Annotated in this window: 28 protein-coding genes and 1 riboswitch; of the genes, 12 read left to right on the forward strand and 16 right to left on the reverse strand. The window is 60.0% G+C overall.

Features of this window, described 5'->3' with window-relative positions; genetic code table 11:
- Positions 1-80: 80 nt before the first annotated feature.
- The 5 genes from ACK6D9_RS07650 to ACK6D9_RS07670 form a co-directional block, all read right to left on the reverse strand.
- Positions 81-1,286, reverse strand: a complete 1,206-nt coding sequence (locus tag ACK6D9_RS07650; protein ID WP_412051221.1) for a mandelate racemase/muconate lactonizing enzyme family protein — start codon at positions 1,284-1,286, stop codon at positions 81-83.
- 3 nt (positions 1,287-1,289) lie between these two features.
- On the reverse strand, positions 1,290-2,609 hold the full coding sequence (locus ACK6D9_RS07655; protein ID WP_412051222.1) for a TRAP transporter large permease: 1,320 nt from the start codon (positions 2,607-2,609) through the stop codon (positions 1,290-1,292).
- Positions 2,609-3,187: a TRAP transporter small permease subunit gene (locus ACK6D9_RS07660; RefSeq protein WP_412051223.1), complete on the reverse strand. Its 579-nt coding sequence runs from the start codon at positions 3,185-3,187 to the stop codon at positions 2,609-2,611. The genes ACK6D9_RS07655 and ACK6D9_RS07660 overlap by 1 nt, the downstream gene beginning before the upstream one ends.
- Before the next feature lie 94 nt (positions 3,188-3,281).
- The gene (locus tag ACK6D9_RS07665) at positions 3,282-4,304 is read right to left on the reverse strand and encodes a TRAP transporter substrate-binding protein (RefSeq protein ID WP_412051224.1); all 1,023 of its coding nucleotides are present in this window, start codon (positions 4,302-4,304) and stop codon (positions 3,282-3,284) included.
- A gap of 57 nt (positions 4,305-4,361) precedes the next feature.
- Positions 4,362-4,928, reverse strand: coding sequence for a gluconokinase (locus ACK6D9_RS07670; protein WP_412051225.1), 567 nt, complete (start codon positions 4,926-4,928; stop codon positions 4,362-4,364).
- Between the two features lie 115 nt (positions 4,929-5,043).
- On the opposite strand from ACK6D9_RS07670, the gene ACK6D9_RS07675 reads away from it, so the two are divergent.
- Positions 5,044-6,066 carry a LacI family DNA-binding transcriptional regulator gene (locus ACK6D9_RS07675; protein WP_412051226.1) on the forward strand — a complete coding sequence of 341 codons (1,023 nt, stop codon included), beginning with the start codon at positions 5,044-5,046 and terminating at the stop codon, positions 6,064-6,066.
- 170 nt (positions 6,067-6,236) lie between these two features.
- Here the strand turns inward: ACK6D9_RS07675 and ACK6D9_RS07680 are convergent, their stop codons facing one another.
- From ACK6D9_RS07680 to ACK6D9_RS07730, 11 genes are all read right to left on the reverse strand, one after another.
- Positions 6,237-6,470, reverse strand: a complete 234-nt coding sequence (locus ACK6D9_RS07680) for a hexameric tyrosine-coordinated heme protein (RefSeq protein ID WP_322989018.1) — start codon at positions 6,468-6,470, stop codon at positions 6,237-6,239.
- On the reverse strand, positions 6,463-6,642 hold the full coding sequence (gene ccoS, locus ACK6D9_RS07685) for a cbb3-type cytochrome oxidase assembly protein CcoS (RefSeq protein ID WP_322989017.1): 180 nt from the start codon (positions 6,640-6,642) through the stop codon (positions 6,463-6,465). Before ccoS ends, ACK6D9_RS07680 begins: the two co-directional genes overlap by 8 nt.
- Positions 6,639-7,460: a DUF2189 domain-containing protein gene (locus ACK6D9_RS07690; RefSeq protein WP_412051227.1), complete on the reverse strand. Its 822-nt coding sequence runs from the start codon at positions 7,458-7,460 to the stop codon at positions 6,639-6,641. The genes ccoS and ACK6D9_RS07690 overlap by 4 nt, the downstream gene beginning before the upstream one ends.
- Positions 7,461-7,472: 12 nt before the next feature.
- A complete protein-coding gene (locus tag ACK6D9_RS07695; protein WP_322989015.1) occupies positions 7,473-7,637 on the reverse strand; it encodes a hypothetical protein in 165 nt (54 codons plus the stop codon).
- Positions 7,634-8,500 (reverse strand): cytochrome-c oxidase, cbb3-type subunit III, encoded by an 867-nt coding sequence (ccoP, locus tag ACK6D9_RS07700; protein WP_412051228.1) that lies wholly within the window; start codon positions 8,498-8,500, stop codon positions 7,634-7,636. The genes ACK6D9_RS07695 and ccoP overlap by 4 nt, the downstream gene beginning before the upstream one ends.
- Positions 8,491-8,655, reverse strand: coding sequence for a cbb3-type cytochrome c oxidase subunit 3 (locus ACK6D9_RS07705; protein ID WP_322989013.1), 165 nt, complete (start codon positions 8,653-8,655; stop codon positions 8,491-8,493). The genes ccoP and ACK6D9_RS07705 overlap by 10 nt, the downstream gene beginning before the upstream one ends.
- The gene (gene ccoO, locus ACK6D9_RS07710) at positions 8,652-9,386 is read right to left on the reverse strand and encodes a cytochrome-c oxidase, cbb3-type subunit II (RefSeq protein ID WP_412051229.1); all 735 of its coding nucleotides are present in this window, start codon (positions 9,384-9,386) and stop codon (positions 8,652-8,654) included. The genes ACK6D9_RS07705 and ccoO overlap by 4 nt, the downstream gene beginning before the upstream one ends.
- Before the next feature lie 4 nt (positions 9,387-9,390).
- On the reverse strand, positions 9,391-11,016 hold the full coding sequence (gene ccoN / locus ACK6D9_RS07715; protein WP_322989011.1) for a cytochrome-c oxidase, cbb3-type subunit I: 1,626 nt from the start codon (positions 11,014-11,016) through the stop codon (positions 9,391-9,393).
- Entirely contained in the window at positions 11,013-11,477 is a 465-nt protein-coding gene (locus ACK6D9_RS07720) for an Rrf2 family transcriptional regulator (RefSeq protein WP_322989010.1), read from the reverse strand. Before ACK6D9_RS07720 ends, ccoN begins: the two co-directional genes overlap by 4 nt.
- A gap of 459 nt (positions 11,478-11,936) precedes the next feature.
- Positions 11,937-12,683 (reverse strand): SDR family NAD(P)-dependent oxidoreductase, encoded by a 747-nt coding sequence (locus ACK6D9_RS07725; RefSeq protein WP_412051230.1) that lies wholly within the window; start codon positions 12,681-12,683, stop codon positions 11,937-11,939.
- Positions 12,684-12,890: 207 nt separating this feature from the next.
- On the reverse strand, positions 12,891-13,787 hold the full coding sequence (locus tag ACK6D9_RS07730; protein WP_412051231.1) for a sugar kinase: 897 nt from the start codon (positions 13,785-13,787) through the stop codon (positions 12,891-12,893).
- 246 nt (positions 13,788-14,033) lie between these two features.
- Between ACK6D9_RS07730 and ACK6D9_RS07735 the strand changes: the two genes are divergently transcribed.
- The 11 genes from ACK6D9_RS07735 to ACK6D9_RS07785 all read left to right on the forward strand — a co-directional run bounded on the left by ACK6D9_RS07735 (position 14,034) and on the right by ACK6D9_RS07785 (position 24,672).
- On the forward strand, positions 14,034-15,353 hold the full coding sequence (locus tag ACK6D9_RS07735; RefSeq protein ID WP_412051232.1) for a DUF2793 domain-containing protein: 1,320 nt from the start codon (positions 14,034-14,036) through the stop codon (positions 15,351-15,353).
- Positions 15,354-15,545: 192 nt separating this feature from the next.
- A riboswitch (FMN riboswitch) is annotated at positions 15,546-15,675 on the forward strand.
- 78 nt (positions 15,676-15,753) lie between these two features.
- A complete protein-coding gene (locus tag ACK6D9_RS07740) occupies positions 15,754-16,227 on the forward strand; it encodes a 6,7-dimethyl-8-ribityllumazine synthase (RefSeq protein WP_322990661.1) in 474 nt (157 codons plus the stop codon).
- Between the two features lie 330 nt (positions 16,228-16,557).
- Positions 16,558-17,415, forward strand: coding sequence for an AraC family transcriptional regulator (locus ACK6D9_RS07745; RefSeq protein ID WP_322990662.1), 858 nt, complete (start codon positions 16,558-16,560; stop codon positions 17,413-17,415).
- Positions 17,416-17,496: 81 nt separating this feature from the next.
- Positions 17,497-17,940: an SRPBCC family protein gene (locus ACK6D9_RS07750; protein ID WP_267655530.1), complete on the forward strand. Its 444-nt coding sequence runs from the start codon at positions 17,497-17,499 to the stop codon at positions 17,938-17,940.
- A gap of 23 nt (positions 17,941-17,963) precedes the next feature.
- Positions 17,964-18,764 (forward strand): FAD binding domain-containing protein, encoded by an 801-nt coding sequence (locus tag ACK6D9_RS07755; RefSeq protein ID WP_412051233.1) that lies wholly within the window; start codon positions 17,964-17,966, stop codon positions 18,762-18,764.
- Positions 18,765-18,852: 88 nt separating this feature from the next.
- Positions 18,853-19,335, forward strand: coding sequence for a (2Fe-2S)-binding protein (locus ACK6D9_RS07760; RefSeq protein ID WP_267655532.1), 483 nt, complete (start codon positions 18,853-18,855; stop codon positions 19,333-19,335).
- 11 nt (positions 19,336-19,346) lie between these two features.
- Positions 19,347-20,714, forward strand: coding sequence for a xanthine dehydrogenase family protein molybdopterin-binding subunit (locus tag ACK6D9_RS07765; protein ID WP_412051234.1), 1,368 nt, complete (start codon positions 19,347-19,349; stop codon positions 20,712-20,714).
- A 1-nt stretch (position 20,715) separates the two neighbouring features.
- Positions 20,716-21,738 (forward strand): xanthine dehydrogenase family protein molybdopterin-binding subunit, encoded by a 1,023-nt coding sequence (locus ACK6D9_RS07770; RefSeq protein WP_412051235.1) that lies wholly within the window; start codon positions 20,716-20,718, stop codon positions 21,736-21,738.
- A 2-nt stretch (positions 21,739-21,740) separates the two neighbouring features.
- Positions 21,741-22,619, forward strand: a complete 879-nt coding sequence (locus ACK6D9_RS07775; RefSeq protein ID WP_412051236.1) for an AAA family ATPase — start codon at positions 21,741-21,743, stop codon at positions 22,617-22,619.
- The gene (locus tag ACK6D9_RS07780; protein WP_412051237.1) at positions 22,616-23,785 is read left to right on the forward strand and encodes a vWA domain-containing protein; all 1,170 of its coding nucleotides are present in this window, start codon (positions 22,616-22,618) and stop codon (positions 23,783-23,785) included. Before ACK6D9_RS07775 ends, ACK6D9_RS07780 begins: the two co-directional genes overlap by 4 nt.
- Positions 23,782-24,672 (forward strand): amidohydrolase family protein, encoded by an 891-nt coding sequence (locus tag ACK6D9_RS07785; RefSeq protein ID WP_412051238.1) that lies wholly within the window; start codon positions 23,782-23,784, stop codon positions 24,670-24,672. The genes ACK6D9_RS07780 and ACK6D9_RS07785 overlap by 4 nt, the downstream gene beginning before the upstream one ends.
- Positions 24,673-24,688 lie beyond the last annotated feature (16 nt).

Below are 24,688 nucleotides of genomic sequence, written 5' to 3' on the forward strand. Positions count from 1 at the left end.
GTTCCTGGTGGCAGATCGTTTAAGGTTTCTGACACCATAATATCTAGCAGTTAACAACCCACCACAGCAAATGATCCTGTCTAACCGGTAGTGATTGTGGTAGTTCTTGTGACCGCATCGGCTCGTGACCACAAGCCCGGATTCAGCTCTATCCCGTGGCCTGCGCTCTCGTTGAGCGATATCATGCCGCCTTCCACCTGCGGAAGTCCTGTTGCCAGTTCGCGATACCAGCCAGTGTAGAAGGCCCGCACCGATTCCTGTAGCAGCGCATTTTTCAGATGCATCGAGAGATGGCATGATGCGGCATAGACCACCGGACCTGTACAATCATGCGGCGCTACCGGCACCTTGTAGGCTTCCGCCATTCCGGCGATCTTGCGCGCTTCGGTAATCCCGCCACACCATGAAAGGTCGAGCATGACGACCCCGGCCACGCCGGTTTCGAGATAATCCCTGAAAGCCGCAGTGCCGTTGAGCGTCTCCGAGGCGCAGATCCACGTGTCGCACGCGGTAGCGTAATTCTTGAGATCGGCGGGCGTATCAAGCCGGAACGGGTCCTCGTGCCAATAGGTCTTGAACGGGGCGAGTTCGCGGGCGAGCCGTTTGGCCATGGGCAGTGACCAGAGCGAATGAAACTCCACCATGATGTCCATCTGATCGCCAACCGCCGCTCTGATTTGCTCGAACGGCCGCAACGCCTGACGCAGCTCATCTGGCGTGATGTCGAGCCCGCCACTGCGCTCCGCAGCGATGTCGAAGGGCCAGATTTTCATTGCCGTGATGCCCTGGTCGAGCAGCGATCGGGCAAGCGCGCCGGCGTCCGACAGGAACGCTTCCAGATCCTCATAGGGGCCGGCGGTCTCGCCGGCATGCCAGTTCGCGACCGACTGGGCGCGCGCATCGCGCACATATTTGTAACCGGCACAAGTGTTGTAGGTGCGAATCCGGTCACGCGACCGCCCACCCAGCATGTCGGCCAGCGGACGGTCGTGGGCCTTTGCGAACAGATCCCACAGCGCGATATCGATGGCCGAATAGGACCGGGTCTCGACCCCCGCACCACGCCAACCGATATAGTCATTCAGCGAGTTAACCCGCGCCTGCAGATGCAGCGGATTTGTGCCCAGCAGCTTTGGCGCACACCAGTCGTGAAGATATGCTTCTACGGCCGACGCGCCAAAGAAGGTTTCTCCAAGGCCTGTTACGCCTTCATCTGTCTCAATCGTGACCCAGACCAGATTGGGGAATTCCCCGAGCCGCAGCGTGCGAAGGGCGGTGATCTGCATAGGCTACCTCCCTGTGATGCCGGGGAACACAATCAGGATCGCCACGGCGAGCACCTGAAGCGCGATGAACGGCACCAGCGCGCGGAAGATCGTCGCCAGCGATATCCCGGCCGGCGCCACGCTCTTGAGATAGAACGCAGCCGGTCCGAACGGCGGCGACAGGAACGAAACCTGCATGTTCATGGCAAACAACACGCCGAACCACACCGGATCATAGCCGAGCTTGATGATGATCGGCACGAAGATCGGCATTGTCAGCAGCGCAATTCCGACCCAGTCGAGAAACATCCCGAGCACGAACAGGATCGCCATCATGAACAACAGGATGATGGTCGGATTCTCGGAAATGCCGGTGATCATGTCGGAAACGAACTTGATCCCGCCCATCAGGTTGAATACGCCGACCAGCGCGCTGGCGCCGATGCCGATCCAGACGATCATGCCGACGGTCTGCAGCGTTTGCAGCGCCGCACCCTTCATCAGTGCGATGGTGAGTTCACCGCGGATGAGGGTGGAGACAATAACGCCGGCAACGCCGACGGCCGAGGCTTCGGTGACGCTGGCAACCCCGCCATAAATAGAGCCGAGAACGCCGGTGACGACCAGCAGCGGCAGGATCAGTCCCTTGAGCAGCCGCAGCTTTTCCGCCAGCGGCACCACGTCGTTCTGGTCGGGGACGGGCGCCAGCGCCGGGTTGAGATAGGCCCTGATCAGCACATAGGCGACATAGAAACTCGCCAGCATCAGTCCGGGAATGAAGGCGGCGGTGAACAGGTCGCCCACCGACACATTGGCTGTCAGCCCGTAGATGATCAAGACGATCGACGGCGGAACCATGGTGCCAAGCGCGCCACCGGCGCACACCACGCCAATTGCCAAATGCTTGTCATAGCCAAGCCTGAGCATTTGCGGCAGTGCCACGAGACCGAGCAGCACCACTTCGCCACCGATAATCCCGCTCATCGCCGCCAGGATGACGGCCACGAAGATGGTCTGGATGGCGACCCCGCCGCGCAATCGTCCGCCGAGCAGTTTCATCGCATCGAACAGATCGCGGGCGATGCCGGATCGATCGAGGATCGCCGCCATCAGCACGAACATCGGTACCGAGACAAATACGAAGGAGGAGACAAACGAATAGACCCGGCTGGTAATCAGCGGCACCACCATCGGCCCGAACCAACCCAGCGCAAACACCAGCGCCACAAGCAAAGTCACGTAGGCCAGCGGAATGCCGGTCACCAGCAGCCCGAGCAGCATGGCGAACATCAGGAATGTGCCGTTGGCGATCCCGATATCCTGCAGCGCGCCAAAAAAATCCATTATGTGCGCTTTCTTGCGTAATTGACTGCCAGCACGATGAACTGCAAAGCCATAACCGTGAGCACGAAGAGAAGAAACAGTTTCAGCGCGCCGGGAAACACCGGGTCCCAAGCGCTGCCGGAACGTTCCAGACGAAACGAGCCGTCCGGCCTGAATGTGGAACGCAGCACCATCAGATAGGCGGCCCAGGCAAACATCGCGCTCGCCGCAGCGCAGATGATCGAGATGATGATATCGAACACCCGCCGGATGCTTGCCGGAACGAAGTCGTAAATCAGCACCACCCTTATGTGGCTGTTTCGGGCCGTGCAGTAGAGGCCGCCATAGATGAAGGCGATGCCGCACAGAAAGATGGTGGTCTCATGCGCCCAGATGGTCGGCGCGTTGAAGACGTAGCGCAGGAAAACCTCGTTGATGAGAATTGCCATCGACGCCACGATGCCGATTGCAAACACGATGCCGCCCTTGTCGACCAACCGGCCGATCAGCCCGGCTTCGGCAATGGCGCCGGCATCGCCTCGCTCAACGGTGTCGACGGCCTTTGCCGTTTCGACCGCACTGCGATCCGGTTCGTTCATCGGGCTTCCTCCAGGCTGTGTCGGGTCGATCTGCCGTGCAGTGATACCGGCCGGAAAGCTTGCGCCATCCGGCCGGTGTCTTCATAGGCGTTGCTTACTTCATCAGGCCGTTTTCTTTGAGATAGGCGGTCAGCGTATCATAGACCTTGCGGGCATTGTCCGAGCGCTCGGCCACTTTCGCCCATTCGCCGGTGGCGATGGTGCGGAACTTGGCGCGTTCATCGGCCGACCAGTCGGTGACGGTCACCTTGCCGCTGGCCTTGGCGGCTTCAACCGCTTCAAGATCCTTGGCTGCCAGCGTTGACACCTGCAACTGCGCAAACTCGGCCACACTTTCTTCCAGCGCGGTCTTTACGTCATCGGAAAGCGCGTCCCATTTTTCCTTGTTCATGGAAATCTCCACGAGTGGCATGGAGTGGAAGCCGGGATAGACCGGATTGGGCGCCACGTCGTGCAGACCCTGTGCCTGGTTGGTCGAAAACACCGAATAGTCTGCCGCGTCGATCACGCCCTTGTCGAGCGAGGTGAACACTTCCGAGCCCGGCAGATTGACCGGAGCAGCGCCGGCAGCGGCAAACACCTGCTGCACGAGGCCTTCGGGCGCGCGCATCTTCAATCCCTTGAGATCGTCAACGCCATTGAGCAGCTTCTTGGAGACAAAAGCTTCAAGGCCCGGCGTGGTGGCGCCGATGAAGTGCAGGCCATAGGGCTCAAGCAGTTCGTTCATCAACTCGTTGCCGCCGCCCTTGGACATGAAGGTGAACATCTCATCCGGCGAAGACCAGGCGCCGACCGGGTTGGCAATCAACCCAAATGCCGGGTCCTTGCCGGCAAAATAGGACGTGTCGGTGATGTGGCCGTCGAGAATGCCGGCGGCGATCGCATCCTGGGTCTCGTTATGGGCGACAATCGATTCAACCGGTAGCAGTTCGATGGCAAGCTTGCCGCCGGTTTTTTCAGCGATGCCGGCCGCCCAGCCCTGCTGCAAAACGAAATTGGGGTTACCTGCGGGATCGGACGACTGGAACTTCAGCGTCATTTCCTGCGCCTGTGCGCCAGCCGCAAATGCGATCACCGTAAGTGTCGACAGGCCCATTTTCACGATTGATTTCAACATTTTGTTTCCTCCATTGGATTGTCGATAGGTGGTTTGGTATTGGGTTTTGTTTCCGGTTCAACTTTTCTGGTTTGCCGCATGTGCGGCGGACCAAGCGTGAACCGATCTGAGCGCCTGCTCAAACACCGTGTCAAATTCGACGGACATGTCAAATTGGGCACCTTCTTCATCGCGGTCGAGCGCCTCGAGTACAGCTAGTTGGCTATCCAGCAGCGCTTCGCCCACGAAATGGTCCCGGCGCCGGGCAAGCCGCTTGGCGATGATATGGCGATCAGCCGTCAGATGGATGAACCGTACGCTCGGCAGGGTCTTGCGAAACTGATCGCGATAGATCCGCCGCAAGGCGGAACAGGCGATCACCACGGTGTTGCCCGACTGGTCGAGCGCACGCTGTGCTGCATCCGCCACAGCCTGCAGCCATGGCTGCCGCTGGGTGTCGGTCAAGGCACCGCCAGCGGTCATGATCGTCTTGTTTTCTATTGTGTGAAAATCATCCGCCTCGATGAATGTGGCAGGTAGTTCCGCAGCCAGACGCGAGGCCATACGGCTTTTGCCGGCACCGCAGACTCCCATGACGATGAGCATGAGCGGATTCTGAGCTTGCTCTTGCTGAAGCGGCTTCATACTGGTTCCTCCGTCGGGAACAATATGTTAGCGCTATCATTTGTCAACAATTTTGTCTGTGCTACAATGCGAATCCAGAGGAACGTGCCGATAATCCATTGATCGGAATAGATGAATGCGCCCAAAAATTATGGATGTTGCGCGCGAGGCTGGCGTTAGCGCTATGACGGTGTCGCGAGCATTGCGCGAGCCCGACAAGGTCTCGAAAGCAAAACTGGAGCGAATTCGCGCGGTCATCGATAAGCTCGGTTATACCCCCGATCCCGCCGCCCAGACGCTTGCGGCGCGCCGCTCCAACATTATCGGTGTGATCGTGCCGTCGATTACCAATGCCGTCTTCGCCGATGTCATGAGCGGGATCTACGAATCCGTCGAAGGCACGGGCTGGCAGATCCTGCTGGGCAATTCGCGCTATTCGCCGCTCGAAGAGGAGCGTCTGGTTACAGCGTTTCTGCACCAGAAGCCGGCCGGCATCATCATCTCCGGCATTGATCAGTCGGAGGCCACGTCCAGCCTGTTACTGTCAGCCTCATGCCGGATCGTGCAGATCATGGAAACCGGGCCTGAGCCTTTCGACATGATGGTCGGGTTCTCTCATCTCGAAGGCGCACGCGCGGCCACACGCCATATTCTTGACGCTGGCTACGCCCGACCCGGCTTTCTGGCGGCGCGGCTTGATCCACGTACGCAGAGGCGGCTTCAGGGGTTTCGGGATGTGGCTGGCGCGGCCGGTGTGCTTGGAGAGCAGCGGATCATTGCAACGCCCAAGCCGTCATCGGTGACGCTGGGCGGATTGTTGATGGCGGATCTGCTTGCAAAAGCGCCAGATACCGATGCGGTGCTGTGCAATAATGACGATCTGGCGCTTGGGGCGCTGTTCGAATGTCAGCGGCGCGGCATCAATGTTCCGGCGCAGATGGGTATTTGCGGATTTAACGATCTGGAGATGATGGCGGCTGCCAATCCGGCCATCACCAGCGTCAGGACTCACCGGCTGCAAATGGGACGGATGGCGATGACGATGCTCAACGAAGCGCTGACAAAACCCGAGATTCCGGCAACAACCACCGATCTGGGTTTCGAAGTCATGATCCGCGCCAGCACGCTGCGACAGCCGTTGGCGGAAATTCAAAGCTGAGCAGGCGCTCGCGCAAGGCATCTTTGTCGCGGTTTTGCTGGGTCAGGAAAATATGGAAGTGTGCCGGTTTCCGGGCTGTCCGGAGGCATCAAGCAAAGCAACTGCGGCCGAGAGTTGAGGCTACATACCGCTCTGATCGGGCGGCATGCAGCTTTGCAATAGGTGCAGGTTTATTTGCTCGCGCGCCAATGGTCATTGGCAGCCGAGATGGTGGCGAAATGTGTGGCCACGACCTGGGAGACGGCAATCAATGCGCCGGCGTCTGCTTCGTAATCCTTGCGAACCTTGTCGCGCGTGGCGGCATCCGGCTGGGTCTTCTTGATCGCGATGCGGGCAAGTTTGACCGCCAGATCATAGCCTTCGCTGGGTGTCTGGGTGATCAGGGTGGGAAGCCAGTTATCCATGGTGCTGTTCCTTTGGTTTTGGTGCTGCGGGGGTGTCGGGAGCGATCAGGATGCGTTCGGCATCGCCATCGAGGTCTTCAAACTGGTTGTGGCGCATGCTCCAGAAAAATGCCGCCAGCCCGGCCAGCCCCAGCGCCAGCGAGACCGGGATCAGAAACAGCGCGCCGCTCATGATCCGTTCTCCTGCCTTACGGCTTCAGGGTCCGTGCGCATCGCCTGAAACGCATGCCAGGTGCCGTGTCCGAGCAGCGGGAAAATCACGATCAGGCCCAAGAGCCCGGTGAGCACCGATACCGCGAAACCGATGGCAACGATGATCCCCCACGGCAGCACCACCCGCAGGTTCTGCGCCGTCAATGCGAAACTGGTGCCAAGCGCGGTGAGCGCGTCGGTGCGTTGCGACAGGAGCATCGGAATCGAGAACAGGCTGATGGCCATGGCGAAGGCGGCAAACAGCCCGCCCACTGCCGAGCCGGTGAGAATCAGTGCCCAGCCACGCGGTGTCGTCAGCAATTGGGCAATCAGATGGTCAAAGCCGGGAAACGGCAGCAGCCCGAAAAACAACGCGTAGAGAAGGTCCGCGGCGCGCAGCCACAGCACCACCAGAAGGCACAGCAACAGCCCCGCAAACAGGATCTGCGCGCCCGAAGCCGGACGAACCAGAACCATGTCGGTGAGGCGCACGTGCTCGCCCGCGGCGTGGCGCCGGCTTTTCTCATAAAGCCCGATGGCGACAAGCGGCCCCACCACGAGAAAGCCCGACAAAGCCGGAAAGATGAACGACGGCAAATCGATTGCCACCAGCGCCCAGATCACCAGCACCGAAACCAAAAACACGGTCAGCCCGTAGGCAATGCTTGAGAACGGGTTTTGGCGAAAATCGCGCCAGCCGGCCGCCAGCCAGCCGAACGCCGCGCCGGCGGGTAGATCGCGTTTGAAACTGTAGGCCGGCGGCAGCGGCGGCTCGACGGCGGGAAGCGGTTCAAGCATCACTTTTTTCCTTCAACACCCGGGTTTCGCCGCAACCCGTGACGGCTCAACCGAGACACAACCGGGATTGGATGAAAACGCCAGCTCCACGAACTGCCAGTTAGCGGCGATGAACAGTCCGACGCCGGCTGCGACAGCAAGACCGATCGACAATTTCAGACGCAGGGCGCCGGTCATGATGCAGGCTTCGACAAGTTGACCACGTAGATTGCCAGCATCTTGATCTGTGCTTCGCTCAGCCGATCGGCCCAGCTTGGCATCTGGCCTTGCCGGCCGTTCATCAAGGTGGTGTGGATGGTGTTCTTGTCGCCGCCATAGAGCCAGTCCGCATCGGTCAGGTTCGGTGCGCCGGTGCCTTCGACACCGAGAGCATCTTCGCCATGGCAGGCAGCACAATTGTCCTGAAACAGCACTGCTCCCTCGGAGCTGTCGTCTGGCTGAACTCCATCCGACAGCGACATCACGTAGTCGGTCAGGGTCGAGATCTGCGAACGGTCCAGCATCTGGTCACGCCCGAAGGCGGGCATCTGGGCGAAATGGCTGTCTGGATGGGTGCTGTTGACACCGACGCGGATGGTCTCGGCCACTTCTTCCATGGTCCCGCCCCACAGCCAGGTGTTGTCTGACAGTTGCGGAAAGCCCGGTCCGCCGGTGCCCTCCTTGCCGTGGCAGGCCTGGCAATTTTGCCCGAACAGCGCCGCGGCTGTTGCCGTGGCCTTGGCCATCAAATCGGCATTGGCCTGGATCGTATCAAAGTCCTGTGTCGCCAGCGCCGTTGTCCAGTCCGCCCGGGCCGCATCGGCGCGGGCGATGTCGGTTTCAACATCATTGCGCTGGTCAATGCCGAGCAATCCCTTGGTGTAGGTCTGTCCCAAAGGCCAGGTCGGCAGCAGCACCCAGGCAATCAGCGCATAAAGGTGGGTGACGATGATGAAAGCTATGACAATCCGCGGAATCGGCGTGTTCAGTTCCTTGATGCCGTTCCAGTTGTGACCGGTGGTAATATGCCCGGTAACGGGGTCGCGTTCGATTATCGACATGGCCGGTCCTCCGCTTCGAGGATCGAGCGCGCGGCGTGTTCGGCCGCAGCCCTCTGCGAAGGCCGGCAGACCAGCACGGTCACAATCAGGAAAAATCCCATCAAATAGAAAAGCCCGAAAGTCTTGGCGATGAATACGAGGGTATCGTGGGTCATTGTTCGGCCCGCTCCGGGGTTTGATAGGGCGCCTGGGTCATTTGCCCGAGTACCTGGAGATAGGCGACAAGCGCATCCATCTCGGTCAGGCGCGCGCCCTGGTCAAAGCTGCGAATATTGGTGGCCTCACCGTAGCGCTCGGCAACGCCTTCGGCCCCTTCGCTGTCCGGCGAGGCCTGTCCCAGCGCATCACTGGCTGCGTTGGCAACCATCTCGTCGGTATAGGGCACGCCGAGGCGTTGTTGTGTTTTCAGGTGAGCCGATAGGTCATCGATCGTCACCTCGTTTTCGCTGAGCCACGGATAGGAAGGCATGATCGATGACGGCACAACGGCGCGCGGATCAATCAGGTGGGCGACATGCCAGTCGTCGGAATATTTTGTCCCCAGCCGGGCGAGGTCCGGCCCGGTGCGTTTCGAGCCCCAGAGCATCGGGTGGTCATACTGCGATTCAGCTGCCAGCGAATAAGGCCCGTACCGCTCCACCTCGTCGCGCAGCGTGCGCACCATCTGGCTGTGGCAGGCGTAGCAGCCTTCGCGGATATAGATGTTGCGGCCGGTGAGTTCGAGCGGCGTATAGAGCCGCATGTCGTCGGTAGTCTCGACGGTTTCATCAATGGTAAACAGTGGTGCGATCTCGATGATGCCGCCAACACTGGCCGCCAGAATGATGCCCAGCACCAGCGCGATCGAATGCTTTTCGAGATTGTAATGCAGTTTGAACAGGGACATGGCGTTACTCCGCCGCTTGCAGTGCGAGGGGACGGTCGGCAGCCGTGCCGCGTGGGCCGCGTACAGTCAGCCAGATATTGGCCGCGCCAACCACGATTCCTGACAGGAACAGCGCGCCACCGGCAAAGCGGGCGATGTAATAGGGCCGCATTGCCTCGATCGATTCCAGGAAGGAATAGTTCAGCGTGCCGGCCTCATTGTAGGTCCGCCACATCAGCCCCTGGGTGATACCGGCGTTCCACAGCGAAAACACGTAGGTGAGCAGCCCTGCCAGCGCCAGCCAGAAATGCCACTCGATCAACCGCGCCGAATACATCCGCTCGCGGCCCCAGAGTGCAGGGATGACCGAGTAGAAAGCCCCGAAGGTAACCATTGCCAGCCAGCCGAGTGCACCGGAATGGACATGGCCAACCGTCCAGTCGGTGTAATGCGATAGCGCGTTGACCGGACGGATCGCCATGAACGATCCCTCGAAGGTGGAAAGCCCGTAAAACACCGCCGCCACGAACATGAACCGCAGCGTCGCGTCGTCGCGCACCCTATGCCAGGCGCCGTTGAGTGTCATCAGCGCGTTGCCGGCCGAGGCCCAGCTCGGCACCAGCAGCATTACCGAGAAGGTCATCCCCAATGTCTGCACCCAGTTCGGCAGCGCCGTGTAGTGCAGGTGATGTGAACCGACCCACATATAGAAGAAGGTGATGCCCCAGAAACTCAGGATCGACAGCCGGTAGGAGAAGATCGGTCGCTGCGCCCGCATCGGCAGATAGTAATACAGCATGCCGAGGAAGCCCGAGGTCATGAAGAAGGCCACGGCATTATGGCCGTACCACCACTGCACCATCGCGTCCTGCACGCCTGAAAACAGCGAATAGCTCTTGGTACCGGCGAAGCTCACCGGCAGCGCCAGGCTGTTGACGATGTGCAGCATTGCCACCACCAGTATGAACGCCAGATAGTACCAATTGGCGACATAGATATGCGGCTCAGCGCGGCGCGCCAGCGTGCGCAGATAGAGCACGAAATAGACCACCCAGGCGACCACCAGCAGGATGTCGGCATACCATTCGGGTTCCGCATATTCCTTGGATTGGGTGACACCCATCAGGTAACCGGTCACCGCCCACAGGCAGAACAGGTTGTAGCCCACCAGCACCACCCACGGGCTCAGCTGATCGGGCAGCCGGGCGCGAGAGGTGCGCTGCATGACGTGAAAAGAGGTGGCGATCAGGGCGTTGCCGCCGAACGCAAAAATCACGCCGGTGGTGTGCACCGGACGGATCCGCCCGTAGCTGGCCCAGGCCTGGCTGAATGTTGCCTCCGGCCAGACCATCAATGCTGCCACCCAGAGGCCCACGGCCATGGCGAAGATACCCCACACCATGGCGATTAGAATGCCCGCCTTGATCGGATCATCGTAGTAGCGTGAAAGCCGTTCCGGGGACGGTTCGGGCGCATACATCTTGCCGATTACCGCTGAAATCAGCGCACCGCCTATGGCCACCGCCATAAAGCCGTGAACGGCCATCGGGCCCTGTCGTGCTGCAGCCGCCATCGTCAGGCCAACTAGCGCCAGCAGACCCGCAAGCACGATGGCGAGTTGGCGTTCGGTGAGGGTGAGTCGCGCGATCATGCAACGTTCCTTGCGGGTGAAAGCCGGTCTGTGCCGGACAGAGGCTCGTCTGCTGCCAGAGATGGCAAGGCCACATCGGCAAGCGTAGAGCGATCGAGGTCAGCGAGAAAGGCCGTTTCGGCCGACCGCAGACGCGTCTTCAGCCGGCAGCAGCCGGAAATTGTGCAGTCGCCGCCCGAGGCCGCGAAACATTCGACAAGCGGCTGGCCGAACTCGAGCACCCGTACCACGTCGCCCAACTTGATATCGGAGGGTGGTCGCGCCAGCGTTGCGCCACCGCCCGTGCCGCGCCGCGTGGTGACGATGCCGGCTTGTGCCAAAGCACTCAGGATCTTGGCGAGATGGTTGCGCGACAACCCGAATTCATCGGCCAGTTCGGCGCTCGAAAATGCCTTCTCGGGTGCCGAGGCGATGCGCATCAGGGCGCGCAGGCCGAAATCGGTAAAGGAGGTGAGGCGCATCGCTATCTCATTTAATGGGTATTTGAGATAATGATTATGCCGTTTTAATACGCATTGTAAATGCCTATTTGAAGATTGAAATGTCCGACACCATGGAGTGCGGCTTTCGGAGCCGCACCTCATCTTTTTCGTAGAGGAATAGACCAACGCTTGCAGCCTGAAGATGAACGGGGTGACATCGTCGGGCGTCGGGTTGGTTCAGGTGTCATCAACGCCACAATTTTCCCAACGCCGTAACTATTTACCGGACGCCTCGACGATGTGCGTCATCAGCCACAAACCACGGCTTCCACGGTGCGGAAAATCTGAGCGCAGCAGCTTCATGATTGAACCGCTTCCCTGAAAAGGGGGATCGCGAACGACAGCACCGCGCATCCAATTGGACGCGCGGTGCTGTATGAGCATGAATTGATGCATGTGCGTTCTCGTTCGAATGGATCCATTCGAACGCGTCATGCACTAATAGGTCGCGCGACCGCCGGAGAGGTCGAACACGCTGGCGGTGGTGAAGCTGTTTTCCTCCGAGACGAGCCAGGCGATCATCGCTGCCGCCTCGTCGAGTTCCAGGAAACGGCCGCGGGGAATTTTCGACAGCATGTAGTCGATGTGTTCCTGCTTCATCTGGTCAAAAATGCGCGTGCGGGCAGCAGCCGGCGTGACGCAGTTGACGGCGATGTCGAGGTCGGCAAGTTCCTTGCCGAGCGATTTTGTAAGACCGATAACGCCCGCTTTTGATGCTGAATAGGCACAGGCGTTGGGGTTGCCTTCCTTGCCGGCAATCGAGGCAATGTTGAGGATTCGACCATAGCCGTGTTCGCGCATTGCCGGCACAACCACCCGGTTGACGTGGAATGTGCCGACCAGATTGATGTTGACGATCTTCTGGAATTCCTCTGGCGAATAATCGGCCAGCGGGGCGTTGGAGCCGGCAATACCTGCCGAATTGACCAGAATGTCGGCGCGCCCGAAGGCCTCGATCGTTGCCGTGAAGGCATTCTGCACGCTGCCCCAGTCGGCGATGTCGACTTGCGTCGCAATCGCGCCGCCACCGATGTCAGCGGCGGTGGCTTTTGCCAGATCGTGGTCCATGTCCCAGATCGCCACGCGTGCTCCGCCGACCGCAAGCCGGCGGGCAACAGCCTCGCCGATGCCTTGCGCTCCCCCGGTGACAATGGCGGTGCGATTGGTGAAGTCGGTCTTATTCATGGTGAGTGCATTCCCTCTGGTTCGATATGGATTTTCTGATCGTCCGAAACGACCAATTCGTTTTGTCTGTGCCCGGTCCCTGTTTTGTGGTGGTACTCACGCGCTTCCACGCATGATGATTTTCTTTCTGCATCGTGTATCAGTTTGGCTTCGGTGTTGCCTCGCGGATCAACCATCGTCAAGGCTGGTATCGGTATGCTCGTGCTGTCACACCTCGGCTGTCGGCACGATGGCGCCGCGTTGCGCAACCACCTGTGCGGCCAGCCTGTGTCCCCAGGACAAGGCGATATTCTGCGGCTGCTTCAGCACGGTTGCTGCCAAATAGCCGGCATTGAAGCTGTCGCCGGCGGCAGTGGTGTCGATTACCTTGTCGACCGCTTCAAACACTCCGTTATCAGTAGCCGAAGGATTGAGCGAAACCGGGCCCAGCGCCCCGCGCTTGAGAGCACCATGATGGCAACCGAGCCCGTGCAGTCGCATGAGCACCGCGTCTTGATCGGCATCGCCGAAAAGCGCCATTTCGTCGTCGAGCGAAGGCAGGGCCAGATCGCACAGCGCCCAGGCCTGCGTGGTTACCTGCTGAGCCGTTTCGCGGCTTTCCCAAAGTTTGGGCCGGTAGTTTGAATCGAACGCGATCTGGACGCCGCTACGTTTAAGCGCCGCCAGCCGCTCAAGTAAGGCGGCGCGCGCCGATTGCGCCATGATGGCCAGCGTGATGCCGGAAAAATAGATCAGTTCCGCTCCGGCGAGCGCATCGAAATCAGCCGGCTCCTGAAACAGTTTTCTGGCCGCAGAATTCGAACGCCAATAGGAGAAAGTCCGCTCTCCGGTGTCGTCGGTTTGAACGGCATAGATGCCGATGTTCGCATCGGCATCGGACGCACAGCGCGACAGGTCGAGCGCGTGTTCCTCGGCAAACATCCGGCAGGCACCGGACAGCGGATCGTGCCCCAGCCGGGTAAGATAGAAAACCTGGCCCTTGTCCTTGAGCAGCCTCTGGCAATAGACGGCGGTGTTGAACGTGTCACCGGCAAAACCGACGTTGAACTGGCCGGCCGGGCCACTGATTTCGGCCATCACTTCGCCGATACTGATGATTTTCATGCGCTTCACTCTGGAGATTGTAACAAAGCAGGACGATCCAACTATCATGTCACCCGGGCTGCGTCGAACGCTTCGGCTACTCACCGATATGCGGGACAGGTCAGGGTGATCGATCCCGGTGGAACAATTATCGCAAACAACCGGCACAAACTGCTGCACAGGTTGATTCTTGATTTCATCCAGGCCGGATTTTATCCCCGTCCTGGGGCGTGGCTCCATAGTGGTCTCATTCGACAGGAGATCGATATGGACAAGACCGCAACGCTCGAACTTCCCTTCATACTGCCATCGCAGGCGCAGAAGCACGTTACCCACAATGAAGCCCTTCTCGCGATCGATGCGCTCGCGCAAATCGCTGTCAAATCGGGCGCGCTGAGCGAGCCGCCGGCTGATCCTGTACCTGGCGACCGCTATTTGGTGGCGCCGCACCCGGGCGGAGCATGGGCAGGCAAGGCCGGCACCATCGCCAGCTACATGGATGGGCAGTGGCGCTTTCATACGCCCAAGGCCGGTTTCGTGGTGTGGATGGAGGATGACGCCGCGCTGAAGGTGCATGATGGCGAGGGTTTCACGATGGTGGCTGCCCCTGAACAACTGCCGCTCATCGGAATAAATACCACTGCGGACACGATCAACCGGTTGGCGGTTGCAGCACCTGCCACCCTTCTCACCCATGAGGGCAGCGACCACAGGCTTTCACTCAACAAGGCGGCATCTGGCGATACGGCGAGCATCGTCTTCTCCACCGATTTCTCAGCCCGCGCCGAGATCGGCCTCGCAGGCAGCGACGGATTTTCGGTCAAGATCAGTCCCGACGGTGCCAGCTTCGTCCAAGTGCTCGGGGTCGATCCGGTGAGCGGCACGGTTTTCTTTCCACAAAACCTGATTCCCGAAGCGCCGTTGGTCAACATCATGGGCGATGGCGGTCGATTCGCAGGCTCTCCGGAGCCCGTGGGCCTTACAGTCGGAGCTTTCGCGGCCCCGTCCTGGGCCCTGATGATGAACGCCGCAACGCTCACCAGCCACGCCAGATTCTATCGCGACTCGGTCACCTATGGCGGTGCCGCAACCGCGCTCGACACTGATGTCGAGGAGTTGATGGAATTGATCGTTGAGGCGGATTTTCGGCGCTATTACCCCGAGTTCTACGTCGCCAGACTGACCGCGGGGGCCGGAACAGCCTCGCCGCTTACATTTGCCGATGCGGTGCAGCGCTATACCCAGCTCTACACCGACAGCTTTCCTCGTCCGGTAAAACTGACCACGAGCTTTTATCTCAAAGCCGTCCTGGGTGATGTCGGCATGCCCTGGAATTCCCAGCGGCGGCTGTTCATCGACGGCGAGGAGGTTTTTGCCAACACATTGGTCCCGGCCGATGGCCAATGGCACCATGTTCTGGCCATGGAGGGAGAGGCTTTCACCCGACATTATCGCTACAGCAATGATGCCATACGTCTGTACCAGCGCAGTGGCGATATCGCCCTGATCGCATTTCCTGCAGCCGTGCCTGGCCAGATCATGTTGCCGGCTGATATCGGGCAGGTGTCAGGCACAGGATCGTGGTGAGGTATGCTCGCGTTGAGCGGGCGCTGAAAGCACAGCTTCTGTCACGCCATGATCCAAAGCAGTGTAGGTGCTCAAGCCCGAAAGCATGGCCGATTTCACGCGATTGGCCAGCTCGCTGAAAAGTCTGCCTGTCCTTCGATGCTTCAAAAGCGACTTTGGCTTTGACGGCTGCTGGCCGATACGCTAACAAATTCTCATTCTCAGGGCGGGGTGAGATTCCCCACCGGCGGTTACAGCCCGCGAGCGCCACCCTCGGGTGGGTCAGCAGACACTGGTGAAATTCCAGGGCCGACGGTCATAGTCCGGATGGTAGAGAATGGGTTTGAGGCATCAGATCGCGAGATCTGTGCCGAAGGCTCGTGCGCTCTGGGATCTTGTCATTATTGAAAGGATCCGAGCAATGACAAAATCCCTTAAAATCGCTTTCATCAAGGCACGCTGGCATGCCGATATCGTTGATCAGGCCCTTGCCGGTTTTACGGCGCGGGTTGGTGAGCTTGGCCTTGATGCGGAGGTGGTCAGCTTCGACGTGCCAGGTGCGTTTGAAATGCCGCTGTTGGCTCAGAAGCTTGCAAAAACCGGAGCCTATGACGCCATCGTTGCCGCCGCATTGGTAGTCGATGGCGGTATCTATCGGCATGATTTCGTAGCCCAGGCAGTGGTGACCGGTCTCATGGACGTGCAGCTCAAGACCGAAGTGCCGGTGTTTTCGGTCTCGCTGACGCCACACCATTTCCAGCCCAAGGGCGAGCATGAAGCGTTCTTCACGACCCATTTCGTTCAGAAGGGCCGCGAAGCCGCAGATGCGGCGGCACAAATCATCGCGCTGAATGCGGAGCTTGTACCGGTTGCGGACGCGGCGCGGGCTGCCTGACAAGCGGTAGCATCGGCATGCGTTCGAAATTACCACGCGCGGCTGACCGCGCGTGGTTGGCGCAGGCTAACGAACCTGCCAGCAGCACCCCGGTGTTGGGCTGCGCGCATCCAGTTGGATGGGCAGCGCTGCTGGGCAGGTCGGGTAGTAGCAAAGCTTACTGATCTTTCAGAATCCATCCCGTGCCAGGCAGAGGAGCCTGACCCGATCGCGTCGGTGACATCCGGCTCATTTCCCGGTCACAATCGGCTGACGCTTGACTGAAACGTCTGGGCAGACCAAGATTTCAACCAGAAGCGCAGGAGGATGTCGCTTCGGGAGGAATTGCCTATGTCATCGATCAAGCTCTATCGGGGCGAGTTCGGACATGTTTCCGTGCTCAACGTTTCCAGCAATCTGGTCACCCACGCCCATACCGAAGCCCACATCATCATCTGGCTGGAAGGCGCTGCGGGGAACATGGTGATCGGAGGCGAAGCGGTAACGCCCGGTCCCGCTGCCGCCGCTGCGGTCAATTCACTTGAGCCGCACAGCCATTCCATGGCCAGTGAACATGAATCCGGCTTGTTCCTGGCTTTCTACATAGATCCCCAATGGGCCCTGCGGCGTCGCGGTCTGCCTGCGGGAACGGCCTTGTTTGCCAAGCCCACTATCCCGATGGATCTCAGGCTCTACCGCGCGGTCGTCGATATTTTCAACCTTCTGCGCGACGAGGGCAATATTGACGATTTTGTCGATTATGAAATCGAGCGGTTGATCGACAGTCTTTTGGATGTGGCGCAAGCGCAATCGGTTCGGCTGCGTCCGTTGCACGCTCAGAGCAACTCGCTGGATTACCGTGTCCGCAAGGCAATTGACCTGATGAAGCTCAATATCTGCGAACGCATCTGCTTTGACGATCTGGCGCGCAAGGTTGGGCTCTCGCGGGCGCATTTCTTCTCCCTGTTCAAGGAGCAGACTCGGCTGACACCGAATGTCTACTGGAACACGCTGCGGATGGATGAAGCGCGCCGTCAATTGCAATGCTCTGAGGATTCGCTGATTTCCGTCGCCTGCAATCTCGGTTTTACCACCCAAGGCAACTTCTCCCGCTTTTTCAGGGATCACGTTGGCGTTCCGCCGATAGAGTATCGCAAGGCGGCAGCAGCCCGTATCGAATGGGCGTCGGTTTTTCCGACTGAGAGATAAACCGTCAAGACGCATTGATAAGCACCACGAGCCGGGTCGCCCTACAGTAGGGTCCTGTTGAACTCGTGAGGACTTTTATCAATGACGACTGTAACCATTTCCAGCATCATCGACGCGCCTGTTGAAAAGGTCTGGGCACGTATTCGCGATTTCAACGGCTTGCCAAGCTGGCATCCGCGGATGGTTGAAAGCCACATCGAGGATGGCAAGCCTGCTACCGAAATCGGCTGTGTCCGCAATTTCACCCTGGCCAGCGGACCCAAGCTGCGCGAGCAGTTGACCGCGTTTTCCGACGATGAGTTTCTGGTCAGCTATGCGATCCTGGAAACGCCGCAGCCAATCACCAATCACAGCTCCACATTGCAGCTGCGCCGCGTCACCGATGGCGACCGCACCTATGCGGAATGGACTGCCACATTCGATGCGCCGGCCGAAAAAGCCGACGAACTTGCCGCCGGCATGGGCGCCAACGTGTTCCAGGGCGGCTTCAATGCGCTGCAGGAGCATTTTACCTCGAAATCCTGATCCAGGCTTGAAGGAGTATCGCCATGTCGCTTGCTCTGAGTACGTTCGCATCGGCCAAGGAAGCATCGGTTGCCCTCAATGAGGGCGGCGCTCGCTATCTCGGCGGCGGCACTCTGGTGGTGCGCGCGGTCAATGAGGGGGACATAGCCATTACCGGCTATGTCCGCACCACTGACCCGGCGCTCACGAAAATCGACGTTTCGGGACAACGGGCACACATCGGCGCTTCGGCGACGATGGCAGCGATTGCCCGGTGTCCGGAACTGGAGACCATAAGCCGCGCCGCCAAAGCCGTCGGCGGTCCCGCCATTCGCAATATGGCCACGGCGGGCGGCAATCTGTTCGCACCGGCGCCCTATGGCGATTTTGCGGTCGCGCTGCTTGCGCTTGGTGCGACGGTGCACTGTGCCGACGCCGATTTGAGTATCGATGATTTTCTCGCTGATCGTGACAATTCGTCCGGGCGGGGAATCGTGACTGCCGTGAGTTTCGATATCCCGACGGCAGACAGCTTTCGCTTTTTGAAGGTCTCTCGGGTCAAGCCCAAGGGTGTGTCGGTGCTCAGCATCGCCACAGTCATCGACACCGATGCGCAGGGCGTGGTTGCGAAAGCCCGCATTGGGCTGGGGTGCATGGCGGAACGTCCGATCCGGGCGCGCGCCGCTGAGGCTGCCCTTAAAGGCCAGCCGATTACACAAGACGGAATCGCTCAGGCCGTTGCCGTCATCGGCGAAGGCACAGATCCGATCACCGACCCGATCGCCAGTGGATGGTACCGGGGTGAAGTCTTGCCGGTGCATTTCAGCAGGCTGTTGCTTAGCTGAGGAGGCCGGTTGCAACTCGGCTGGGGAGGTCGATTGCACAGAGGAATTTGCCAGTTGCTGGGCTTAGCAGGTGGCGGGAGGAGGACAAATGGCCAGAATTCCAGTTCAATTTCGGCTCAACGGTGACGACAGGGCCGAATTCATCGAAAGCGGCACGACGCTGTTTCATGCGCTGCGCGACACCATGGGCGACATGTCGCCGAAGGGTGGATGCCACCAGGGTTCGTGCGGTGCCTGCTCGGTGATCATTGATGGCGAGTTGCGGTTGAGCTGCCTGACCCTGGCTGAAACCTGCGAAGGCGCCGAAATCGAGACAACCGCAGGCCTAGGTCAGGATGGGGTGTTGCACCCGGTGCAGCGCGCCATCCTTGATGGCTTTGCCACCCAATGCGGCTTCTGTACCCCGGGCATGGTGATGGCTGCCAAGGCGTTGCTCGACCGCACGCCAAACCCGAGCCGGGAAGATGTGGTCGAGGCAATCTCGGGCAACATCTGCCGCTGCACCGGCTATGAGCCGATCATCGCCGCGGTGCTTGCCGCGGCCCGGTCCAATTCGCAGAACGCCGGCTGAGGAGGTCGAAAATGGAACTTCGCAAGAGCTATTTCGCCGACGAACGCAAGGACGACCTCAACGAGATCGGCCATTCCCGCCCGCGTTCTGATGCGCCCGGTCATGTTACCGGCAAGACATCCTATTTCGCCGACCGGACTTTCCCCGGCCTGCTGCATCTGAAGATGGTGCGCAGCCCGCATCATCACGCCAACATCCGCTCGATAGACACCTCCGAAGCCGAAAAGCATCCCGGCGTCATTCGGGTGATCACGGCCAAGGATGTGCCACACAATCTCTACACCATCCTGATCCTGATCCAGGTTGGTCCCGAGGACGAGACCGTTCTGGCTGACAAGAAGGTCAGCTGGAAGGGCGAGGCCGTGGTTGCGGTACTGGCTACCAGCGAGCGTGCCGCCCAGGAAGCCGCCGTCAAGGTCAAGGTCGACTACGAGGTGTTGCCCGCAGTCTTCGACGTACTCGATGCGCTCAAGCCGGATGCACCGCAGGTCAACGAGCACCATCCGGGCAACTATTACCACTATGACAGCGGGGATCACCGCAAGGTTCGGTATGGCGATATCGATGCCGGTTTTGCCGCCGCCGACCACATCCTTGAGCAAACCTATCAGTCTTCACCGATTGAACAGGCGCCCGCCGAGACCACCGGCTGTATCGTCACGCCGGACGGCAATGACCGTTTTACCTGTCACACTAACACCCAGGCGATGTTCTTCACCCTCGATAACGCCTCGATCATCCTGCAGATGCCGGGCCACAAGCTGCATATGGTCGGTGGTACCGTCGGCGGCGGCTTTGGCGGCAAGGTGGATGTCATCGTCGAACCGATCGCCATCCTGGCGGCCAAGCTCACGGGACGGCCGGTGTCGTTCATCTACAGCCGTGAGGAGGAAATGCAGATTTCCTCACCACGCGCTGCCGAAACCATCATCCTCAAGGATGGCGTCACCAATGATGGCCGCCTCGTTGCCCGGCAAGTCACCGGTTACACCGATGCCGGCGCCTATTCACGGCACTCGCCCTATGGCGCGCAGAAGGGCGCGGCGCATTATCCCGGCCCCTACACGGTGCCCAATGTCTGGATCGACAGCTATTGCGTCTACACCAACCGGACGCCGTCGAGCGCCATGCGCGGCTTTGGCGTGACCATCGCCGATTTTGCGCTTGAGGTGCAAATGGACAAGCTGGCTCGCCTGATCGGTATGGATCCGCTCGAGTTCCGCTTCATCAATGCCTATCGGGACGGAGACATGAAGGCGCACCGCCAGCCCACCGAGGGCGCGGCGCTGATCGAGTGCATGCAGGAGGCTTCACGGGTCTCTGGATGGCCGGTGGCGCAAAAATATCTCGATATGTCCTCGCGAACCAGGGAGGCTTGAAATGGCTTTGAAACATGGCCGCGGCGTTGCCGCAATCAACTATCCGACCGGCATGAATCTGGGTGGCGACCCCAGCCAGGCGCTGGTTCATTCCACCCCCACCGGCAATTTCATGGTGTCATTGTCGAGTGTCGATCTCGGCCAGGGGCTCAAGCAGGTGATGGCGCAAATCTGCGCCGAGACCATTGGCGTGCCGACCGAGTGCGTTACCATCGACACTGCCGACACCGACACCGGGCCCCACTGCATGGGCACATTTGCCTCGCGCGGCACCCACAGGGTCGGCAATGCGGTGGTGGAGGCCGCCCGTGAGGCCCGTCAGGTGATGCTCGAAGTGGCCGCCGAGGAACTTGAGGTCAATGCCTCCGACCTCGATACCGATGGCGAAGGCAATATCCACGTCAAGGGCGCGCCACAGAAGTCGATCTCGATATTCGACACAGCACTTGCCGCCCATTTCAAACAGGGCCGGTCGATCTCCGGTCGTGGCATGTTTCTGGTGCAACGTTCCTATCCTGATACCGAGACGGGGGCCATGAAACCGGCCACCTGCTACGCCCATGCTTGCGTGGTCGCCGATGTCGAAGTCGATGACGAGACCGGTGAAATCACGGTGCAGTCGGTCAAGAATGTCTACGAGGTCGGCCGGGCGCTGAACCCGAAAATGGTCGAGCAACAATTGGTCGGCGGGTCATGGATGGGCATCAGTCACGCACTCTACGAGACCACTGAACCCTATTATCCCAAGCGCGATCATGGCGGCACTGATTTCAACCAGTACCTCATGCCCGGTCCTGGTGATCTGGCGGAGACCGAGACCTATGTGCTGGAGCGGCCGTCTTCCGATGGTCCCTACGGGGCCAAGGGACCGGGAGAGATGTGCGCCAACCCGCAGATTCCGGCGCTGGCAAATGCGATCTACGACGCCGTCGGTGTCCGCATCGACACCATGCCGATCACGCCTGAGCGGATTCTGCGCGCCATCAAGGCAAAAGCTGCAGTGGGCGAAGGCCGGACTGAGTGACGATGGCACACGAAGGGGAGGGGATAGCGACTTCGCCGGAAGCGCTGATGTCCCGTCTGGCTCAATCGCACTATCTGGCCGATGAAGAACTCGCAACAGCGATTTTCCTGGCGCTTCGGCTGGGCAAGCCGCTGTTGCTGGAAGGCGCGCCCGGTGTCGGCAAGACTGAAGCCGCAAAGGCTGTCGCCGAGGCTTTGGGGCGCGATCTTGTGCGGTTGCAATGCTATGAGGGCATTGATGCCGCGCACGCGCTCTATGAATGGAACTACCAGCGGCAATTGCTGGCCATCAGGCAGGCAGGTGAAGCCGAGACCGACATCTATGGCGACCGGTTCCTGATCGCCCGTCCGTTGTTGCAGGTCTTGCAGGCGCCCGATCAACGGGTTTTGCTGGTTGATGAGATCGACCGCTCAGACCATGAATTTGAAGCCCTGCTGCTCGAATTTCTGTCCGATTTTCAGATCTCCATTCCCGAACGCGGCACGCTATGTGCAAAGTCCCGGCCACTGGTGGTGCTGACCTCCAACCGCACCCGCGAATTGGCCGAGGCGTTGCGCCGCCGCTGTGTCTATCACTGGATCGGTTATCCCGACGCCGAACGCGAGGCGGCAATCATCATGGCGCGCTCGGGCGATGTGGCACGCGAGACAGCCAAGGCGGTTGCCGACGCGGTGCGCGACATCCGCGCGCGGCCGCTGGCCAAACCTCCGGGCATCGCCGAGGCCATCGAATGGGCCAATGCGGCGACCATTCTGGAGAAAGGTGGAAGTCCCTGGCCCGAGGCGTTCCGCCGGGCGATTGGCGTCCTGATCAAGGACGAAGAGGACATTCACTACATCGAGCCCGAAATGCGTCACATCATCGAGGCGGCAATGTCATGAACAAGTTCCTGGTCTGCGACACGGCTGAAACACCACGCGAACTGCCGCGCGGTTCTGCCCCGTTTTTCGGTTTTGCCCGCTTGTTGCGGCGCTTCGGGTTTTCTATCGCGCCGGAACAAGCGATCGCCTTCATGCAAGCGGTAAGCCTGCTCGGGCCTCGCTCGATGGATGATGTCCGCCGCTCGGCAGTCGCCACATTCGCGCCGGCGCCTGAACGACGCGTCGAGTTTGATGCCCTGTTTGAAAGCTGGTTTTGCGGCGACACCGGCATGCTCTCGCCGGGAGATCAGCAGGACGAGGAAGAGACCGAAATCAAGGACGACAATGCGACCGCCGAAGAACAGATCATCACCATACAGGATGCAAAGGGTGGCGAACTGACCTCGGGCGCCGAACAGCTCAACACCCGCACGTTCCCCAGCGACGATCTTCGGCTTGATAAACTTGAACGTCGGATCGGCGCGGCGCTGCCCTGGCGACGGTCGTTTCGCACGGTGCGGACCTCGACCGGCAGCAATCTCGATCTGCGCCGCTCCATGCGCAAGATACTCTCGGCCGATGGCGACATTCCGTCACCGCGCCTGCGCCGCCGGCAGACCGTGCCGCGGCGGCTGTTGATGTTGATCGACGTTTCCGGATCGATGAAGCTTTACACCGACGATTACCTCAAGCTTGCCCATGCTGCGGTGCAGGGCACCGGTGGGGTCGAAGTGTTCTGCTTCGGCACCAGATTGACACGGCTGACCCCGGCATTGCGGATCAAGAACCGGGACCAGGCACTGGCGCGCGCCGGCGCGCTTGTCGAAGACTGGGATGGCGGCACCCGCATCGGCCGGACGTTGCTCGCGTTTCTTTCGGTGCCGCGGTTTTCGGCCTTTGCCAGAGGTGCGGTGGTGGTGATCCTGTCCGACGCGCTCGAGCGTGGTGACTCCACCGAGATGGAAACTGCCTTTCGTCGGTTCGCCGGCGCCGCGCACCGTCTGTCCCTGGCAACGCCACTGGCCGGTGATCCGCGCTTTCGTCCGGAGACTGCAGCCTTGCGGGCGATTATGCCAATGCTGGATGACCTCGTCGACGGTTCATCGATTGCCGGTCTCTCGGAATTTTTTCTGTCATTGGGGCGGTCCGCTCCGGATATTGAACCCATGTCGGGGAGGGGCTCATGACGCTCGGAATTATCGACTCTCATTTTCACATCTGGCGCCAGCAGGATCTGCCATGGCTGATGGGCCCGATGGTGCCGCGCATTTTTGGCCCGTATGAGCCTATCCGCCGTGATTATCCGATCGAGGAATTTTTGGCCGACCAGCAGCCGTCAGGTGTTGAAAAGGCGGTCTATGTGCAGACCAATTGGGCCAAGGAGCATTTCGAAGACGAAGTGGCCTGGGTGCAGGCAACCGCCGACCGCACCGGCTGGCCGCACGCGATTGTTGGCTACGCCGACATGGCGGTCGAGGATGTGCGGCCGCAGCTTGACCGGCTGAAGAAATACCCGTTGCTGCGTGGTGTGCGCATGCAATTGCACTGGCATGAAGAACCCGACTACCGGTTTGCGCCGTCGGCCAAACAGGTGCTTGATGCGAATGTGCGCGCCAATGTGGCGCGGTTGAAAGACTATGGCCTGTCGTTCGATCTGCAGCTGTTTCCCGCCCAGATGGAGGACGGTGCCGCACTGGTGGCAGAGAACCCGGAAACACAATTCATCCTCACTCATACCGGCATGCTGACCGGAATGGAGCCCGAAACCCAGGCGGCCTGGCGTGAGGGCTTGGGCAAACTCGCGCCCTATCGCAACCTGAGCGCAAAACTGTCGGGTCTCGGCACATTCCTGCACCGCAACGATCCGGCCATGATCGACTATGTTGTTTCCAACGCTGTCGATATCCTCGGCAGCGACCGCTTGATGTTCGGCTCCAATTTCCCGATCGAAAAGCTCTGGACCGATCATCTGGCCATGGTGACGTCCTATCGCGATGCGGCCGGAAAATTCGATGAGGCTACCCAGGCCGACATTTTCCGCAACACCGCCGCGCGGGTCTACCGCCTGGATTGAGGCATTGGGGTACGAT

It is taken from the genome of Hoeflea sp. Naph1 (genome assembly GCF_046837775.1).
GTDB lineage: Bacteria > Pseudomonadota > Alphaproteobacteria > Rhizobiales > Rhizobiaceae > Hoeflea.

Coding starts and splice junctions, on each gene's coding strand:
- ACK6D9_RS07755 (WP_412051233.1), top strand. CDS start 17,964: ATGTCGCTTGCTCTGAGTACGTTCGCATCGGCCAAGGAAGCATCGGTT.
- ACK6D9_RS07670 (WP_412051225.1), bottom strand. CDS start 4,928: ATGAAGCCGCTTCAGCAAGAGCAAGCTCAGAATCCGCTCATGCTCATC.
- ACK6D9_RS07655 (WP_412051222.1), bottom strand. CDS start 2,609: ATGGATTTTTTTGGCGCGCTGCAGGATATCGGGATCGCCAACGGCACA.
- ACK6D9_RS07780 (WP_412051237.1), top strand. CDS start 22,616: ATGAACAAGTTCCTGGTCTGCGACACGGCTGAAACACCACGCGAACTG.
- ACK6D9_RS07760 (WP_267655532.1), top strand. CDS start 18,853: ATGGCCAGAATTCCAGTTCAATTTCGGCTCAACGGTGACGACAGGGCC.
- ACK6D9_RS07650 (WP_412051221.1), bottom strand. CDS start 1,286: ATGCAGATCACCGCCCTTCGCACGCTGCGGCTCGGGGAATTCCCCAAT.
- ACK6D9_RS07665 (WP_412051224.1), bottom strand. CDS start 4,304: ATGTTGAAATCAATCGTGAAAATGGGCCTGTCGACACTTACGGTGATC.
- ACK6D9_RS07770 (WP_412051235.1), top strand. CDS start 20,716: ATGGCTTTGAAACATGGCCGCGGCGTTGCCGCAATCAACTATCCGACC.
- ccoN (WP_322989011.1), bottom strand. CDS start 11,016: ATGATCGCGCGACTCACCCTCACCGAACGCCAACTCGCCATCGTGCTT.
- ACK6D9_RS07750 (WP_267655530.1), top strand. CDS start 17,497: ATGACGACTGTAACCATTTCCAGCATCATCGACGCGCCTGTTGAAAAG.
- ccoS (WP_322989017.1), bottom strand. CDS start 6,642: ATGAGCGGCGCGCTGTTTCTGATCCCGGTCTCGCTGGCGCTGGGGCTG.
- ACK6D9_RS07730 (WP_412051231.1), bottom strand. CDS start 13,787: ATGAAAATCATCAGTATCGGCGAAGTGATGGCCGAAATCAGTGGCCCG.
- ACK6D9_RS07660 (WP_412051223.1), bottom strand. CDS start 3,187: ATGAACGAACCGGATCGCAGTGCGGTCGAAACGGCAAAGGCCGTCGAC.
- ACK6D9_RS07740 (WP_322990661.1), top strand. CDS start 15,754: ATGACAAAATCCCTTAAAATCGCTTTCATCAAGGCACGCTGGCATGCC.
- ACK6D9_RS07775 (WP_412051236.1), top strand. CDS start 21,741: ATGGCACACGAAGGGGAGGGGATAGCGACTTCGCCGGAAGCGCTGATG.
- ACK6D9_RS07675 (WP_412051226.1), top strand. CDS start 5,044: ATGCGCCCAAAAATTATGGATGTTGCGCGCGAGGCTGGCGTTAGCGCT.
- ACK6D9_RS07695 (WP_322989015.1), bottom strand. CDS start 7,637: ATGACCGGCGCCCTGCGTCTGAAATTGTCGATCGGTCTTGCTGTCGCA.
- ACK6D9_RS07765 (WP_412051234.1), top strand. CDS start 19,347: ATGGAACTTCGCAAGAGCTATTTCGCCGACGAACGCAAGGACGACCTC.
- ACK6D9_RS07735 (WP_412051232.1), top strand. CDS start 14,034: ATGGACAAGACCGCAACGCTCGAACTTCCCTTCATACTGCCATCGCAG.
- ACK6D9_RS07725 (WP_412051230.1), bottom strand. CDS start 12,683: ATGAATAAGACCGACTTCACCAATCGCACCGCCATTGTCACCGGGGGA.
- ACK6D9_RS07745 (WP_322990662.1), top strand. CDS start 16,558: ATGTCATCGATCAAGCTCTATCGGGGCGAGTTCGGACATGTTTCCGTG.
- ACK6D9_RS07785 (WP_412051238.1), top strand. CDS start 23,782: ATGACGCTCGGAATTATCGACTCTCATTTTCACATCTGGCGCCAGCAG.
- ACK6D9_RS07720 (WP_322989010.1), bottom strand. CDS start 11,477: ATGCGCCTCACCTCCTTTACCGATTTCGGCCTGCGCGCCCTGATGCGC.
- ACK6D9_RS07705 (WP_322989013.1), bottom strand. CDS start 8,655: ATGACCCACGATACCCTCGTATTCATCGCCAAGACTTTCGGGCTTTTC.
- ACK6D9_RS07680 (WP_322989018.1), bottom strand. CDS start 6,470: ATGGATAACTGGCTTCCCACCCTGATCACCCAGACACCCAGCGAAGGC.
- ccoO (WP_412051229.1), bottom strand. CDS start 9,386: ATGTCCCTGTTCAAACTGCATTACAATCTCGAAAAGCATTCGATCGCG.
- ACK6D9_RS07690 (WP_412051227.1), bottom strand. CDS start 7,460: ATGCTTGAACCGCTTCCCGCCGTCGAGCCGCCGCTGCCGCCGGCCTAC.
- ccoP (WP_412051228.1), bottom strand. CDS start 8,500: ATGTCGATAATCGAACGCGACCCCGTTACCGGGCATATTACCACCGGT.